Source organism: Pseudophaeobacter sp. 1A16562, assembly GCF_041008785.1.
Taxonomy (GTDB): domain Bacteria; phylum Pseudomonadota; class Alphaproteobacteria; order Rhodobacterales; family Rhodobacteraceae; genus Phycobacter; species Phycobacter gallaeciensis_A.
In genome coordinates this window covers 139,793-154,842 of sequence record NZ_JAXGFT010000003.1, presented here as the reverse complement: position 1 = coordinate 154,842, position 15,050 = coordinate 139,793, and the positions used below count along the sequence as shown (strand labels likewise).

Sequence of the window (15,050 nt, the reverse complement as noted above, 5' to 3'; positions counted from 1 at the left end):
AGAACGGATCGACCCTTTCGCCACAACCAGCAGCAGGACAGCCGGTGCAGCCACAAAAGAAAACCAGTTTTCAGGATATCCGGGACGAGGTGCTGCGCCGCATTCAGGACCGGGTTTGGGATCAGGGTGCCCTACTCCCCACTGAACAGGAGTTGTCCGAGGAATTCGGCTGCGCCCGCGCCACGGTGAACCGCGCGCTGCGCGAACTGGCCGAACGTGGCATCATCGACCGCAAGCGCAAGAGCGGCACGCGCGTTGCCATCGCGCCGGTGAAACAGGCGCGGCTGGAAATCACCGTGACCCGCCAGCAGGTCGAAGACATGAATGCGGTGTATCGCTACCGGCTGGTCAGACGTGCCGCCGTGCCTGCGCCGGGGTGGCTGTCCTCGCAGATGGGGCTGACGGCGGGGGCAGAGGTCCTGCATCTGCAATGCATGCATTACGCCGACAACAGCCCCTTTCAGTTCGAGGACCGCTGGATCAATATCGACGCGGTGCCGGATGTCGCGGAGGCTGATTTTTCGCAGACCGGGCCGAATGAATGGCTGCTTTCACGGGTCCCCTTTTCCAATGCTGAAATCACCCTGTCCTCGGTGGCGGCGGATGCGGCGCTGGCCGGGTTCCTTGGCACGCAAGAGGGCACGCCGCTGTTCCTCATGGAACGGGCAACCTGGTTTCAGGAGCAGCCGGTGACCTTTGTCCGGATGCATTTTCACCCGGGCTACCGGATGCGCACCCAGTACTGATCCCGCACCTGAACCTTAGCCAGCCTTCAGCAGTAGCTGGCTTTCGTATCCTTTCAGCGCCGGACGGGCAGAAGGGCCGTAGGCGGACCAGTCGCCGCCGATGAGGTTCAGGATCTCGGCCCGCGTTTCACCATCGAAACTGGCAGCGGTTTCAAGGCCGGGATGATAGCTTTCGCTCTCCAACCCGTTGCCCCGGATGATCTCGTGCCGGTCAAACAGCAGGTGCACATAGGTCACCGAGCCGCCATCACGGCGCATGCGGATGCTGTCGCCGTTGACCAGATCCTTGGCCTTGACCAGAACCTGCGGCGCACCAAACAACAGCTCTGCCCGATCCGAGGACACAAGAACCCGGTGGCAGGGCGACAGCTCTAGCGCAGCGTGATCGCCCAGCGCGCCTGCGACCAGGACAACCGGCGCATCGGCGCCCTCTGCGCGGCGGTGGCTGCGGCCGACCCAGCGCAGCGGCTGCAATCCATTATCACGGGTATGAACCAGAGTACCCGGCTCCAGCTTCTCCACCGGCTGCGGCCCCGCGGCGGTATCAATCAACGTCCCGGCCACGAAACAGGGGACCGTGGTCATTTTCACCAGACCCGTGTCGGTATTCCCCAGCCCATCGGCAACCGTATAGGTAAAAGTCGTGGTCTCGGGATCGTCGACATCATCCTGCGCGGCAATGTCAAAGGTGCCATCGTCATTCAGGGTGATGCGCTGGCCGCCCGACAGGGTGACGGTGCTGCCCGCCACCACCGGCTGGCCGTTGATATGGGTGATGGTCAGCGTCGTGCCGGGCGTGTGGCTGTCATTGGCCAGCACATCCAGCGTGTCCGAACTGCCCTCATCCAGCGTGATTGCGTCATCCCCTGCCACCAGCGCGGTCTGGATGGAATCCCCAGCGATCAGCAGGTTGGAATCGTATTTATCATCACCCGCATCCGCGATGCCGATCTTGATCGAGTTCACCTGCCCCGGCTTGACCGGCGCGGTCAGCGTCAACGTGATGGTGAAGCCATCCATTTCGGTATTGTAGGTGTCGTCATGCTGGTTGTTGTCGACATAAAGATCCTGGTTCGACCCATCGTTGATATTGTCGATGGAAATGTCACCGCTGCCAATCGTCAGCTCGGCCTGCTCGCCGTTGACCCAGACCCCGACCGCGTCGTTGAACCCCTTGTTGACGTACTCCAAATACTCTTCCGAGGAGAACACGAACTGCATGGTCAGCGTCGAGCCCGCCGGAATAAAATTCGCCTCGAACACCGCCGCATCATAGGTCTGCATACCCGCCAGATCGGTCAGGTCGGAATCGCCCGCTTCTCCGTGGCGCGTCGTGGTCCGCGAGCTGGTGTTCACGTCACCGCTGCTGTTGGTCACATCCGTCACATTGCCAGTCGACAGGATCACGCCGGTGTCCGAGGGGGTGACCTCAGAGGCAACCGTGTCGCCATCCGAATAGATGCCTGAGGCGTCTTTGGCGCCTGTGTAGCTGGCATTGAGAACGGTAATTCCGCTGCCGAACATCGCATCCGCCATCTGCGCCGCAGAGGCTGAGGTATCGACGGGCAACTCGGATGCAATGGGCATAAGATCGGTCCTGAAAAAGCATGAGCAAAACAGAAAATCGGCCCGGCGCGTGAGAACCGGCCCCGCCTCCCTTAGCAGACCCGGAGTTGAGGATCGGTAAACCAGCGCAAATGACAACCGCGCAGACCACTTCTGCAGGCTCTAAGACGATTGACCGCGCAGCGCGCCCCGCGTATGGCCTGCGCCATGGAAAAGAAGAAACCCTCCCGCCAGCAGGTCTATACGCTGCTGGTTCAGATTGGCCGCAAAGAAGGCGACGGCCTGCCCGATGGCGCCTCCGGCGCTGCGCTGATGGTCTATGCCTCCGGCGTGGATGAAGCCGAAGCCGTGCGTGAAACGGTGGCGATCCTGAAACAGGCCGACACCGCGCCGCTGGATGTGACCGGATATGGCACCCTGGCCGAGCGCGAAGCCGAAGGGCACGAGATCGGTGAGGAAGAGCGCGAGTTGATGGACCGCGCACTGGCGGAGAACGCCGTTATCGTCGCTCAGATGACGCCGTTCTTTGACGGGGAAGAACCCACCATCCACTGAACGCGTACCCGGGTGTCCAGATCACCTCGATCCGCCGAACCAGCGTTTATAAAGCTGATCATAAGTGCCGTCTTCTTGCAGTGCCAAGAGCGCGCGGTTGGCTTCTTCCGTGTGTTCTGAGCCCTGTGGGAACAGAAGACCGTAATTCTCCCGCAGGAAAGCAGACCCGATGGTGCGCCCGTGGGCCTCGCCTTCGTGGGTGACGTAGTAATTCAGCACCGGCGCGTCAAAGACCACCGCGTCGATCTTGCGCCCCTCGAAGGCTTCGATCAGCTCTTCCAGTCCCGGGTAGCCATAGAAATCGATATCCCGCCGTTGCAGGAAACCCGACGCCGTCGAACCCTCGATGGTGCCGACCCGCTGCCCATAGAGGTCATTGACGGAATTCACCTTGCCGGTGATCGCCTCGACCGTCATCGCCGTGGTGATCTTTGCGACAAAGACCGACACCACGAACAGCGATGAAATCACCAGCAGCACCCCGAACAGGCGACCAATGGGGGTGCGGGGAACGCGCTCTTCAAAACCGCCATTCACCACCAGATTCAGCGCCCACCAGAAGGACGGAAACCAGGCATCTTTCAGCGGTCGGTCGAAATAGGGCTGGGCGCGGCGTTCGAATGTCCACATCAGCATGCCACCCCCGAACAGCAGCAGGAACGCCAGACCGATGGCAATCGCCAGATCCCAGGACAGCATGGCCCGCCACAGCGACGGTGCCCGCACGTCCTCGGCATGCACCATGATCTGCAGCCCGCTTTCGAACACTGGCTGGCTGAAATCCATTTCGGTTTCGCGCGCCGCCGTGATCGAGATATTGGCCGCAGCCATATCCACCGTGCCGTTGCGCACGCCCTCCAGCATCTCGGCAAAGGTCTCGGTCCGGTTGATCTCATAGCGCCAGCCAAGGCGATCAGCCATCGCCTCCACCAGCTCGATCGAGAATCCGGTATCGCCCCCATTTTCCACCATTGAAAACGGCGGCCGCGTCACGGTGTTGACCGTCAGCATCTGGGCCAGGCTAACCTGTCCCCAGAGGGCAAACATCATCAATAGAAGAAGACGGAAGAAAGACACGTCGAAATCACGACCCTATATTAAGGAAATCAGAAATGTCTTAGGCGGTATAATAGCATCACGCAAGCGTGATGCCGCGCGCTCCCCTCGGGTCATGCTCTGCCCTGCCCAATGGCGCGGCACAGGAGGCAGACTACTTGCTCAGCCGATCTGCATAGCCGACAGCAAACGCCCCTCAGCCCCGGACAGGGCCCGCCGGGCCGCAGGTCCATAGCCGGTGCCGGTTTCCGGGTCCAACTCGGGGAACAGGGCGCAGATTTCATCCAGCACCCTCCGTTCGAACAGGTTCGGGGTTTCCGGACCGGGCAGGAAGCTTTCGCTGGGCAGGTCCTCAGAATAGATCACCTGATGGCGGTCGAACATCAGGTGGACATACTCCACCTCGCGGCAGGGAGAGGGCCGGACCGTTCTGTCATTGATCAGATCCCGCGCCGTCACCAGAACCTCGGGTTCGCCAAACAGGAGTTCCGCCGCAGCGCCGCGCACCAGCACCCGGTGCTGCGGAGAGACGGACAATGTCCGGTGCGCGCCAAAGCTGCCCGCAGCAATCCGTACCGGTGCCAATTCCCCGGTCCCGGCAACCCGGCGCGATCCGGTCCAGCGCACCGGTTGCGGCCCGTCATCGCGGGTCATGACCAGATCCCCGGGCATCAGGCTCTCGACCGGCACTTCGCCGCGCGGGGTGCGGATCAGCGTGCCCGCCACAAAGCAGGGGATCGAAGTCGCATTCACCACCCCGGTATCTGAATTGGTCCCGTTGCTGACGGTATAGGTGAAGGTGAAATCCTCCACGTCGCCATCCCCGACCAAGGTCAGCGTGCCATCACCGTTCAGCTCGACCGTCTGTCCAGTGCTCAGCGTCACCAGCGATCCTGCTGTGACCGCGACGCCATTCAGATGGGTAATGGTCAGCGTGCTGCCCGACACATTTGTATCGTTGGCCAGCACATCGATCGTCTTGCTGCCGTCGGCCTGCACGTGCGCCAGATCCGTCTGCGCCACCAGATCTGTCTGGATCGAATCCCCAGCGATCAGAAGGTTACTGTCGTATTTGTTGTCGCCCACATCGGCGATACCGATGCGCAGGGTGTTCACCTCATCCGGGTTGACCACCATCGTCAGCGTCATGGTGAGCGTCAGCCCGTCCATTTCGGTGTTATAGGCATCGCCGGTATTGTCGAGATAGAGGTTCTGATTGTTGGTAGAACTGACAGTGTCCGGGTTGGCGGTGTCGCTACCCACCTCCAACTGTACCTGTTCGCCATTGATCCAGACCGAGACCGAGTCTTGATAGATCGAATCCTGGTATTCTGGAAATTCCTCGGACGAAAAGATGAACTGCATCGTCATCACTTCGCCATCCGGAATGAAACTTACATCCAGATAGGAGGCATCATAGGTCCGCGCGCCAGCAGCCGCATTAAAGTCGGCGTTGTCGTTCTCACCGCTGGTATTGGTGGACTGGTTGGCCCGCTGGTTCGCCTCGCCGCTGGAATTGGTGTAGTCATCCGCGCGGCCCGTCGACAGGATCACCCCCGTATCGCCCGGCGTTGCACCGGGGGCTATTGTATCGCCGCCCGAGTAGATTGCAGAGGAACGACTGTCACCGGAATAGCTCGCGCTGACCACCGTGACGCCGGTGCCAAAGATCTCTTCCGCCATCTGATCGGCAGACGCCGCCAGATTGTAGTTCAGTTCAGACGCTGCCACCATTGCCCTGCCCTCACTCATAACGATGAGACAGACCATCCGGCGCATTGAAACGCCTTTTCGGCGCCATGCGGGGTAAAGACCCTTCCGGGTCCTGTTTTCCGGGATGCAGTGGCCACATGGACCTGTACTGCGCGTTGGTGACCTGCCTCAGGCCTTCTTGGTTAATGGATTATTAACACGATTCTTTTTGCCTGTCCCCGCCTCTGAAGGGGGTACACAAAATGACCTTTTTTGCGCCACGTTTCGCCCCCTCTCCGCCCCTTCACAGCCCCATAACCTGCCCCCTTGGCGACCTTCTGGCGGTTTGCACCTTGCCGGAATCCACGCTAGGCCATGACAAACCGGAATTTCAGGAGCCCACCGCATGTCCCCGACCGATCCCGCCCGCCTGACCGCCGATCTGATCCGCTGCCCGTCGGTCACCCCTGAAGAGGGCGGCGCGCTGGAGTTGCTGGAACAGATTCTAAGCGCAGCAGGCTTTGACTGCGCCCGGGCAGACCGCGGCGGGATCAGCAACCTGTTTGCCCGCTGGGGTGCAAAAGGCCACGCCCGCACCTTTGGCTTCAACGGTCACACCGATGTGGTGCCCGTGGGCGATGAAGCAGCCTGGACCGTCGATCCTTTTGGCGCCGAGGAAAAAGACGGCATCCTTTATGGCCGGGGCGCCACCGACATGAAATCGGGCGTTGCCGCCTTTGCCGCTGCTGCCATCGATTTTGTGCAGACCACCCCGCCCGACGGCGCCGTCATCCTGACCATCACCGGCGATGAAGAAGGCGATGCGCTGGACGGCACCACCGCGCTGCTGGACTATATGCAGGAACAGGGGGAGGCCATGTCGGTCTGCCTGGTAGGAGAGCCCACCTGCCCCAATACCATGGGCGAGATGATCAAGATCGGGCGCCGCGGATCGCTGTCGGCATGGTTCACCGTGACCGGCAAACAGGGCCACTCCGCCTATCCGCACCGGGCCAATAATCCGCTCAACGCCATGGCGCGGCTGATGGACCGTCTCGCCAGTCACGAGCTGGATCAGGGCACCGAGCATTTCGACGCCTCTACGCTCGCGGTTGTCACCATCGACACCGGCAACCCGGCGACCAACGTGATCCCGGCGCTAAGCCGCGCCACCGTGAACATCCGCTTCAACGATGCCCACAGCGGCGCCAGCCTGACGGAATGGCTGCGGGCAGAAGCCGACAAAGTCGAAGCCGAGTTCGGCACCACCATCGACATGCAGGTCAAAATCTCGGGCGAAAGCTTCATCACGCCGCCGGGCGCGCTCTCCGATCTGGTCTCAACCGCAGTGGCGGCGGAAACCGGCGTCACGCCAGAGTTGTCCACCACAGGCGGCACCTCGGACGCGCGCTTTGTCAAATCGCACTGCCCGGTGGTGGAGTTCGGCCTCGTGGGCAAGACCATGCATCAGGTGGATGAAAACGTCGAAATAGCCCAAATTCACCAGCTGAAAGCCATCTATTCCCGCATCCTGAAAGACTATTTCGCATGACGGCGCAGATTGCGGTCACCGAGGACCGCGAGGCCTGTTTTCGCCTGCGGTTCGACGTTTTCGTCACGGAACAGGGCGTGCCTGTCAAGGAAGAGATCGACGCGCTGGATGATGTGGCAACCCATCTTCTGGCTACGCAGGATGGACAGCCCATCGGCACCGCCCGCATCGTCTTTGCCGGTGACACCGCCAAGATCGGGCGGGTTTGCGTCACACAGGCGGGCCGCGGAACCGGTCTGGGCAAGGCGCTGATCGAAAAGGCGGTGGAGATCGCCCGCCAGACACCCGGTATGTCCCGCGCCAAGCTGGGCGCCCAGCTGCACGCCCTCGGCTTTTATGAAAAGCTGGGCTTCACAGCCACCGGCCCCGTCTATGATGACGCCGGGATCGACCACCGTGATATGGTTCTGGACCTGAACTAAGATGAAACGCCAAAACCTTGTCATCATGATCAAGGAACCGCGCCCGGGTCGGGTCAAAACGCGGCTGGGACAGGGGATCGGCGTGATCCCCGCCACCTGGTGGTTCCGGCATCAATCGGCCCGATTGATCCGATCCTTGCGCGATCCACGTTGGCAGATCGTTCTGGCGGTGGCCCCGGACCGGGCCGTCACCTCCCGCGTCTGGCCCGCTGATCTGCCGCGTCTGGCGCAGGGCGGCGGCGATCTGGGACAGCGCATGAAGCGGATGCTCAAGGCGGCGTCCTCTGTCCCGGTCGATAGGCTGGGCCGCGCCCCGGTGCACGGTCCTGTCTGCCTGATCGGCGCCGACATTCCCGGCATCACCCGCGCCCATATCGCCCGTGCCTTTGCCGCGCTGGGGCACTCGGATGCGGTGTTCGGCCCAGCCACCGATGGCGGCTACTGGCTGGTCGGAGCAAAACACCCGGCCCGCCTGCCGCAAACACTGTTTCAGAACGTGCGCTGGTCCAGCGAGCACGCGCTGGCCGATTCTGTCGCGACGCTTCCGGGATGGCGCATTGCGCAAACAGACATCCTGAACGACGTGGACACGGCAGCAGATCTGCGCCAAAGCCGCAGCTGACCCGCTCTTTTCATCATGACCTTGTCTTCGGGTCATGATACGCGGGAGATATGACCCGTATCCCCTCCAAGGCCGAAATCCTCGACTGGATTTCCGCCCACCCGACCCAGAACTCGAAACGCGACATTGCCAAGGCCTTTGGCATCAAGGGGGCTGACCGTATCGACCTCAAGCGCGTATTGAAGGAACTGGAGGCCGAAGGGCACCTGGAGAAGCGCAGGAAAACCTACCGCGATCCAGAACAATTGCCGCCCGTCACCATCCTGACGGTCAAACGTCCGGACCGGGACGGCGATCTGTTTGGCCGCCCGATGGAATGGCACGGCGAAGGGGTGGAACCCATTATCCTGCTGATGCCGCGCGCCTCGGATCCCGCATTGGGGGAAGGCGACCGGATCCTGGCCCGGCTGACCGCCGTCAAAGGCGCGGATCACAATTACGAAGCCCGGCTGATCCGCCGTATCGGTACCAACCCCAAACGGGTGCTTGGCGTCTTTCGCACCGGTGCCGAAGGGGGCCGGATCGTTCCGATCGACAAATCCAGCTCGACCGAATGGAGCGTGGCGCCGGATGCAACGGGCGGCGCCAAGGATGGTGAGCTGGTCGAGGCCGAACAGGCCGGTCCCAAGACTCGTCTGGGCCTGCCGCGCGCGCGCGTCGTCGAACGTCTGGGCGACCCATCGGCGCCCAAGGCGGTATCGCTGATCGCGATCCACCAGCACGGCATTCCTGACCAATTCCCCGATCAGGTGATGGCCGAGGCGGACGCCGCCAAACCCATTGGCCTGAAAGGACGCGAAGACCTTCGCGACCTGCCGCTGATCACCATCGACCCGGTGGATGCGCGGGACCGCGACGATGCCTGTTTCGCCGAGGCCGACACCGATCCCAAGAACCCCGGCGGCCATGTGATCTGGGTCGCGATTGCCGATGTGGCCGCCTATGTACGGCCCGGCTCCGCATTGGACCGCGAGGCGCGCAAACGGGGCAACTCCAGCTATTTCCCCGACCGCGTGGTGCCGATGCTGCCGGACCGGCTGTCAGGCGATCTGTGCTCGCTGCATGAAAACGTGCCGCGCGCCTCTGTGGTGGTGCGGATGCAGGTCGACGCCGAGGGCAACAAGATCGGCCATCGCTTCATGCGGGCGCTGATAAACTCCAGCGCCGCGCTTAGCTATCAAGAAGTGCAGGACGCCATGGACGGGCGCCCGAGCGAGAAGACCGCGCCCCTGCTCGAGGACGTGATCAAACCGCTTTATGCCGCCTATCGCGCCCTGACCAAGGCCCGCGCCGCGCGTCAGCCGCTGGATCTGGACCTGCCGGAACGGCGCATCGTGCTGGATGACGACGGACAGGTTGCCTCGGTCAATTTCCGTGACCGGCTGGAGGCGCACCGGCTGATCGAGGAATTCATGGTGCTTGCCAATGTTGCCGCCGCAGAGACCCTGATCAAGAAACGCACACCGCTGGTGTTCCGCGTCCACGAAGAACCGGCGCCGGAGAAGCTGGAAGCGCTGCGCGAAACAGCGCAGGCGGCGGGTCTGAACCTCGCCAAGGGACAGGTGCTGCAAACCCGGCATCTGAATGCGCTGCTGAATGCCGCTGCGGGCACGGACGATGCAGAGCTGATCAATATCTCGACCCTGCGGTCGATGCAACAGGCCTATTACAACCCTGAAAACTTTGGCCATTTCGGGCTGGCCCTTCGCAACTACGCGCATTTCACATCCCCCATCCGGCGCTATGCGGATCTGATCGTGCACCGGGCGCTGATTACCGCCCATGGCTGGGGGCCGGACAATGGCAAGGATGGCCTCACCCCCGATGAAATCGAGCGGCTGGACGACACCGCTACTCATATTTCCGAGACCGAGCGCCGCTCGATGATCGCGGAACGTGACACCACGGACCGCTATCTGGCGGCCTACCTGTCGGAACGGGTCGGCAATGAATTTACCGGCCGGATCAGCGGCATTGCCCGGTTCGGCGCCTTCGTGAAACTGGATGAAACCCATGCCGACGGGCTGGTGCCCGTGCGCACTATCGGACGCGAGTTCTTCCATTTCGATGCTGATGCCGGGACGCTGATGGGGGCCGATACCGGTCTCACGCTTGCCATCGGTCAGCGCGTCACCGTCAGGCTGACACAGGCCGCGCCGGTCACCGGCGGTTTGGAGCTGGAGCTGTTGTCGATCGAGGATCAGGCCCTGCCCAAAGGTGGCAGTGGGCGCGGACGACGCAGCCCGGCGGGCCGCACCGTCAAACGCAAGGCGGCAAAATCCAAACACAAGGCCGCCAAGACCAAGCGCAAGGTCGAACGCAAACGCCGCAAGTAAAACAGCCAATAGATCCGGCTTGCTACGCCGGTTCGGCGGCGCCTTGCGCGCCTGCCGATTGCACCCTTTTGCGATGGACCTGCAATGATTACATTCAAGCTGAGCAGACACTGAACCAAGGTAGTATTCCCATGCGGATCTGGATGAAGGCGGCAGCCCTTGCCGCGACCGGCGCAGTTGCAGCACAGGCCGGACCCGACGAATCCCTGCGCCCCCCTGAGCGCCCGGTCGAACGGGGCGCCACGGCGCCCGACGGCTCTTACCAGCTGGCGGCGGCGATCTCGTTGCGCCCCTTGAGCCGCCCCAGTGGGCTGGCACCAGACATCGTTCAGGACGATCAGGTGGTGCCGGTCGCCGCCAACAGTGGCTTTCAGGCCTGGATCAACGGTTTCCGGCGCCGTGCCATGGCACAGGGGATCTCCTCTTCGACCCTGAACCGCGCCTTTCGCGGGGTGGAGTATGACAACGACGTCATTCGCCGCGACCGTAACCAGTCCGAGTTCACCAAGACGATCTGGGAATACCTAGACAGCGCCGTCTCGGACTCCCGGGTCAAGAACGGCAAAAAGGCCCTGCGTGAACAGCGGCGGCGGCTGAACCGGATCGAAGCCACCTATGGCGTCGACAAGGAGGTCGTGGTCGCCGTCTGGGGCATGGAAAGCAACTATGGCAACCACCGCGGCAATATGAACGTCATTCAATCGCTGGCGACGCTGGCCTATGACGGACGCCGCGGGCGGTTCTTTGAAAAGCAGCTGATCGCGGCGCTGAAGATCCTGCAATCGGGCGACGTCGCCCCGCGCAAGATGACCGGCAGCTGGGCCGGGGCCATGGGGCACACCCAGTTCATTCCGACCTCTTATCTGGCCTATGCTGTGGATTTCACTGGCGACGGCAAACGCGACATCTGGTCGGAAGACCCCTCTGATGCGCTGGCCTCGACCGCCGCTTATCTGAAGCGGTTCGGCTGGGTCAAAGGCCAGCCCTGGGGCGTCGAAGTGCAGCTACCGCGGGGGTTCAACTATGGTCTGGCCAGCCGGTCGGTGAAGAAATCCCCCGCGGAATGGGCCCGGCTGGGTGTCGTTGGAACCAACGGGCGCGCCGTTCCCAACCATGGCACGGCCTCGATCCTGCTGCCCGCCGGCGGGAATGGCGCCGCCTTCATGATCTTCAAGAATTTCTCGGTCATCGAGCGCTATAACGCTGCCGATGCCTATGTGATTGGGGTGGGGCACCTGTCCGACCGCATCGCAGGCGGACCGGCGATCCAGGCGAAATGGCCGCGCGGCGACCGCTCCTTGAATTTCCGGGAACGCAAGGAGCTGCAGCAGCGCCTGTCGCGGGCCGGTTTCAACACTGGTGGCGTCGATGGGAAGATTGGCCCCAAGACGCTGGCCGCGATCCGCAGCTATCAGGCCTCCAAAGGTCTGATCCCGGATGGTTATGCCTCGCTCAAACTGCTGCGCCGCCTGCGCTGAGCCACACCTCACGACGAGCAAAAGAAAAGGCCCCGCATCCTCTGCGGGGCCTTCTTTATATCAGCGTTCTGTGGTGTATCAGCCTGGGCTCATGCCGCGCAGACGCTCGGAGCGGCGACGCAGCAGTTCCAGCACCGTCAGCAGGCAGATCGAAATCCCCACAAGGATGGTCGCAACCGCCAGAATGGTGGGCGAGATCTGTTCGCGCAGGCCTGTGAACATCTGCCACGGCAGCGTCTTCTGACCGGCCGAGCCGACAAAGAGCACCACGACGACCTCGTCAAAGGAGGTGATGAAGGCAAAGAGACCACCGGAGATCACACCAGGCAGGATCAGCGGCATCTGAACCCGGAAGAAGGTGGTCACCGGATCGGCGCCCATGTTCGCCGCAGCGCGGGTCAGCGAACGGTCAAAGCCGACCAGTGTCGCGGTCACGGTGATGATCACGAAGGGAATGCCAAGCGCCGCGTGGGCCAGAACCACGCCGAAGTAGGTGCCCTGCATCCCGATGCGGCTATAGAAGAAATACATGCCCGCAGCCGAAATGATCAGCGGCACGATCATCGGAGAGATCAGGATCGCCATGATCGCACGACGGAAGGGCACGTGCGGCTGGCTCAGACCAATCGCCGCCAGGGTGCCGAAGCTGACCGACAGGATTGTCGCCATCGGCGCGATCTTGATCGAGTTCCACAGCGCCTGCTGCCAGTCGTCATTGCTGAAGAAGTCCTTGTAGTGCTTCAACGAATAGCCAGCCGGATCAAAGCGCAGCATTTCCGGGGTGAAGGTGAAGAAGTTCTCGGCATTGAAGCTGAGCGGCATCACCACAAGGATCGGCGTGATCAGGAAGACGAAGATAACGCCGCAGATCACCCGGAAACTGTAATGCCACAGCACCTGACCGGGGGTCAGATAGGGCGGCAGATGCGCCCGGTAGCGCGAGGTCGCCAGCCAGAAGATGAACCAGCCCGCGAACCAGCCGAACAAGCCGCCCACCACCGCGGCGGGCAGTCCGCCGAACAGGTAGCCCAGCACCAGGAACAGCGCAAAGGTCGCCCAGCGCAGCGGTTTTTCCTTGTCGGTCATACCCGCAAAGACAAATCCAAGTACGCCCAGGATGGCGCCGCCGACAAGGATCCCGATCAGGCCAGTGGCCTGAGCGGTGCCCACGAAGAGACCAAAGAAGGCTCCGGCGCCGGCTGCCACTGCAGCGGTGAAACCGGGGGTTTGATTTGTAACAGGAGTCAATGCCATGTCGATTATCCCAGTTTCACGTTGTCGATGCCGACGATCTTGTCATAGGCCCAGTAGAGCACCAGAACGACGACCAGAAGGATCGCGCCAAGAGCAGCCGCGAGGCCCCAGTTCAGCGAAGACGAGATGTGATAGGCGATCCGGTTCGAGATGAAGACACCCTTGGTGCCGCCGACGATTTCCGGGGTGATGTAGTAGCCGATGGCCAGAATGAAGACGAGGATCGACCCCGCGCCGATACCGGGCACCGACTGCGGGAAATAGACCCGCCAGAACGCGGTCCAGTTGGTCGCGCCAAGCGATTTGGCCGCGCGCAGGTAGGACGGGTTGATCGTCTGCATCACCGAATACATCGGCAGGATCATGAAGGGCAGCAGGATGTGGGTCATCGCCACGATGGTACCGAACTGGTTGTTGATCATCACCAGCCGGGCGTCATCCGCCACAAGCCCCAGCCAGACCAGCACGTCGTTGATGACGCCCTGTTGCTGCAGCATCACCTTCCACGCCGATGTCCGCACCAGAAGCGAGGTCCAGAAAGGCAGCAGCACCAGGATCATCAGCAAGTTGGCCGAGCGTGTCGGCAGGTTCGCAAGGATCCAGGCCACCGGGTACCCTAGCAGAATACAGGAACCCGTGATCACCAGAGACATGAACATCGTACGCTTGAGCAGCGTGATATAGATCTGCTGGTTCTCGGGACGCGCTTCGGCGCCATCCGGGCCTTTCTGCATGTCGATGGAGTTCAGGAAATAGCCGCTGGTATATTTCGGGCTGTAGGTCTGGATCGTGCGCCAGTTGTCGACGTCGCCCCAGTCTTCGTCGATGTCGAGGAAGGCTGCCTTGAAGGAAATCGGCTCCAGCTCGGCCAGTGCTGCGCCTGCGGCCTGCAATTCAGCCGCGCCGGGGCCGCTGTAGCTGGCCAGTTTTTCTGCGCCACCGGGGGCCTGCACTTCGGTGGCAAAGGCCACGAAAACGCTTTCCCAGGGATCTTCTTCGGCCACGACATCCTGATCGATGATCGCCGTGAACAGCGCGAAATCGGTATAGGCGGTCGCCATGCGCGGGAAGAGTTCGGAAATCTCGGCGCCGGGCACAAAGCCGATATCGGCCGGGAAAACCTCATCCGTGAGATTGCGCATCTTTTCGCGCTGTGCGGTCAGCAGATCGGAATTGCCCGCCGCGCCACTGCCGCCGGTCATGATTTCGAACCAGAGCGCCTCATCCTTGAGGGCGCGATCGGCAGCGCGTTCGATGGCTTTGACGTGGTCCTTGCCGATGTCATCAACCTTGCGGCCGCTGCTGCGGAACAGGGAGGAAATACCGGTCTGTTCATAGTTCAGGCGGGTGCCGAGCTTGGTATGCTCCTTGGCCTCTGCCGCCACAAATAGATCGTAATATAGCTCTTCATATACCGCGTCGCCGGGGGCTTCACCGCTTTTGGCGTCCCAGTCGGCAAGGGTGACCACGGTCTTGGGAAGCGTGTCCGAAACGATCCGGTTCTCGACCGAGCGGAACAGCATGTCGCCGATCGGGAGAATGAAGGTCAGAAGGATGAAGAGCAGAAGCGGTGCGATCAGCATCAGCGCACGCATCTTTTGCATTCTCAGGGCGCGGGCCAGGCTGCGCTTCAATGGCGTGCCGTCAGCCGCCAGAACCGGGCCGGATTGGGTGGTGTCGCTCATATCTATCCCTGTGTTTTGCCCGCTGTGTCGCCCGCGGGTTTTGCTCTTCCGGTCGTTCAGATGCGACCTGATACGAAGAGTGGGTG

General features: G+C 62.0%; 12 protein-coding genes. 7 read left to right on the top strand and 5 right to left on the bottom strand.

The window, feature by feature from the left end; genetic code table 11:
• Positions 1 to 44: 44 nt before the first annotated feature.
• Positions 45 to 746, top strand: coding sequence for a histidine utilization transcriptional repressor HutC (hutC, locus tag SM764_RS05165; RefSeq protein ID WP_369001196.1), 702 nt, complete (start codon positions 45 to 47; stop codon positions 744 to 746).
• A gap of 15 nt (positions 747 to 761) precedes the next feature.
• Here the strand turns inward: hutC and SM764_RS05160 are convergent, their stop codons facing one another.
• Positions 762 to 2,333: a choice-of-anchor L domain-containing protein gene (locus SM764_RS05160; RefSeq protein ID WP_369001195.1), complete on the bottom strand. Its 1,572-nt coding sequence runs from the start codon at positions 2,331 to 2,333 to the stop codon at positions 762 to 764.
• A 186-nt stretch (positions 2,334 to 2,519) separates the two neighbouring features.
• Here SM764_RS05160 and SM764_RS05155 point away from each other — a divergent pair, with 186 nt between their 5' ends.
• Positions 2,520 to 2,867 (top strand): DUF8846 family protein, encoded by a 348-nt coding sequence (locus SM764_RS05155; RefSeq protein ID WP_065273666.1) that lies wholly within the window; start codon positions 2,520 to 2,522, stop codon positions 2,865 to 2,867.
• A gap of 21 nt (positions 2,868 to 2,888) precedes the next feature.
• On the opposite strand, the gene SM764_RS05150 is transcribed toward SM764_RS05155, so the two are convergent.
• Both SM764_RS05150 and SM764_RS05145 read right to left on the bottom strand, forming a co-directional pair.
• Positions 2,889 to 3,917 (bottom strand): transporter substrate-binding domain-containing protein, encoded by a 1,029-nt coding sequence (locus tag SM764_RS05150; protein ID WP_369001317.1) that lies wholly within the window; start codon positions 3,915 to 3,917, stop codon positions 2,889 to 2,891.
• A 168-nt stretch (positions 3,918 to 4,085) separates the two neighbouring features.
• Entirely contained in the window at positions 4,086 to 5,657 is a 1,572-nt protein-coding gene (locus SM764_RS05145) for a Hint domain-containing protein (protein ID WP_369001194.1), read from the bottom strand.
• A gap of 364 nt (positions 5,658 to 6,021) precedes the next feature.
• Between SM764_RS05145 and dapE the strand changes: the two genes are divergently transcribed.
• The 5 genes from dapE (at position 6,022) to SM764_RS05120 (ending at position 12,025) form a co-directional block, all read left to right on the top strand.
• The gene (gene dapE, locus SM764_RS05140; protein WP_369001193.1) at positions 6,022 to 7,167 is read left to right on the top strand and encodes a succinyl-diaminopimelate desuccinylase; all 1,146 of its coding nucleotides are present in this window, start codon (positions 6,022 to 6,024) and stop codon (positions 7,165 to 7,167) included.
• Complete coding sequence (locus tag SM764_RS05135; protein WP_369001192.1) at positions 7,164 to 7,589, top strand: GNAT family N-acetyltransferase; 426 nt, start codon at positions 7,164 to 7,166, stop codon at positions 7,587 to 7,589. The genes dapE and SM764_RS05135 overlap by 4 nt, the downstream gene beginning before the upstream one ends.
• A 1-nt stretch (position 7,590) precedes the next feature.
• Entirely contained in the window at positions 7,591 to 8,211 is a 621-nt protein-coding gene (locus SM764_RS05130; protein ID WP_369001191.1) for a TIGR04282 family arsenosugar biosynthesis glycosyltransferase, read from the top strand.
• 50 nt (positions 8,212 to 8,261) lie between these two features.
• Complete coding sequence (gene rnr, locus SM764_RS05125) at positions 8,262 to 10,547, top strand: ribonuclease R (RefSeq protein WP_274831674.1); 2,286 nt, start codon at positions 8,262 to 8,264, stop codon at positions 10,545 to 10,547.
• Positions 10,548 to 10,678: 131 nt separating this feature from the next.
• Positions 10,679 to 12,025: a lytic murein transglycosylase gene (locus SM764_RS05120; protein ID WP_369001190.1), complete on the top strand. Its 1,347-nt coding sequence runs from the start codon at positions 10,679 to 10,681 to the stop codon at positions 12,023 to 12,025.
• Between the two features lie 78 nt (positions 12,026 to 12,103).
• On the opposite strand, the gene SM764_RS05115 is transcribed toward SM764_RS05120, so the two are convergent.
• The gene (locus SM764_RS05115; RefSeq protein ID WP_065272164.1) at positions 12,104 to 13,279 is read right to left on the bottom strand and encodes an ABC transporter permease; all 1,176 of its coding nucleotides are present in this window, start codon (positions 13,277 to 13,279) and stop codon (positions 12,104 to 12,106) included.
• A gap of 5 nt (positions 13,280 to 13,284) precedes the next feature.
• Entirely contained in the window at positions 13,285 to 14,964 is a 1,680-nt protein-coding gene (locus SM764_RS05110) for an ABC transporter permease (protein WP_369001189.1), read from the bottom strand.
• Between the last annotated feature and the right edge of the window lie 86 nt (positions 14,965 to 15,050).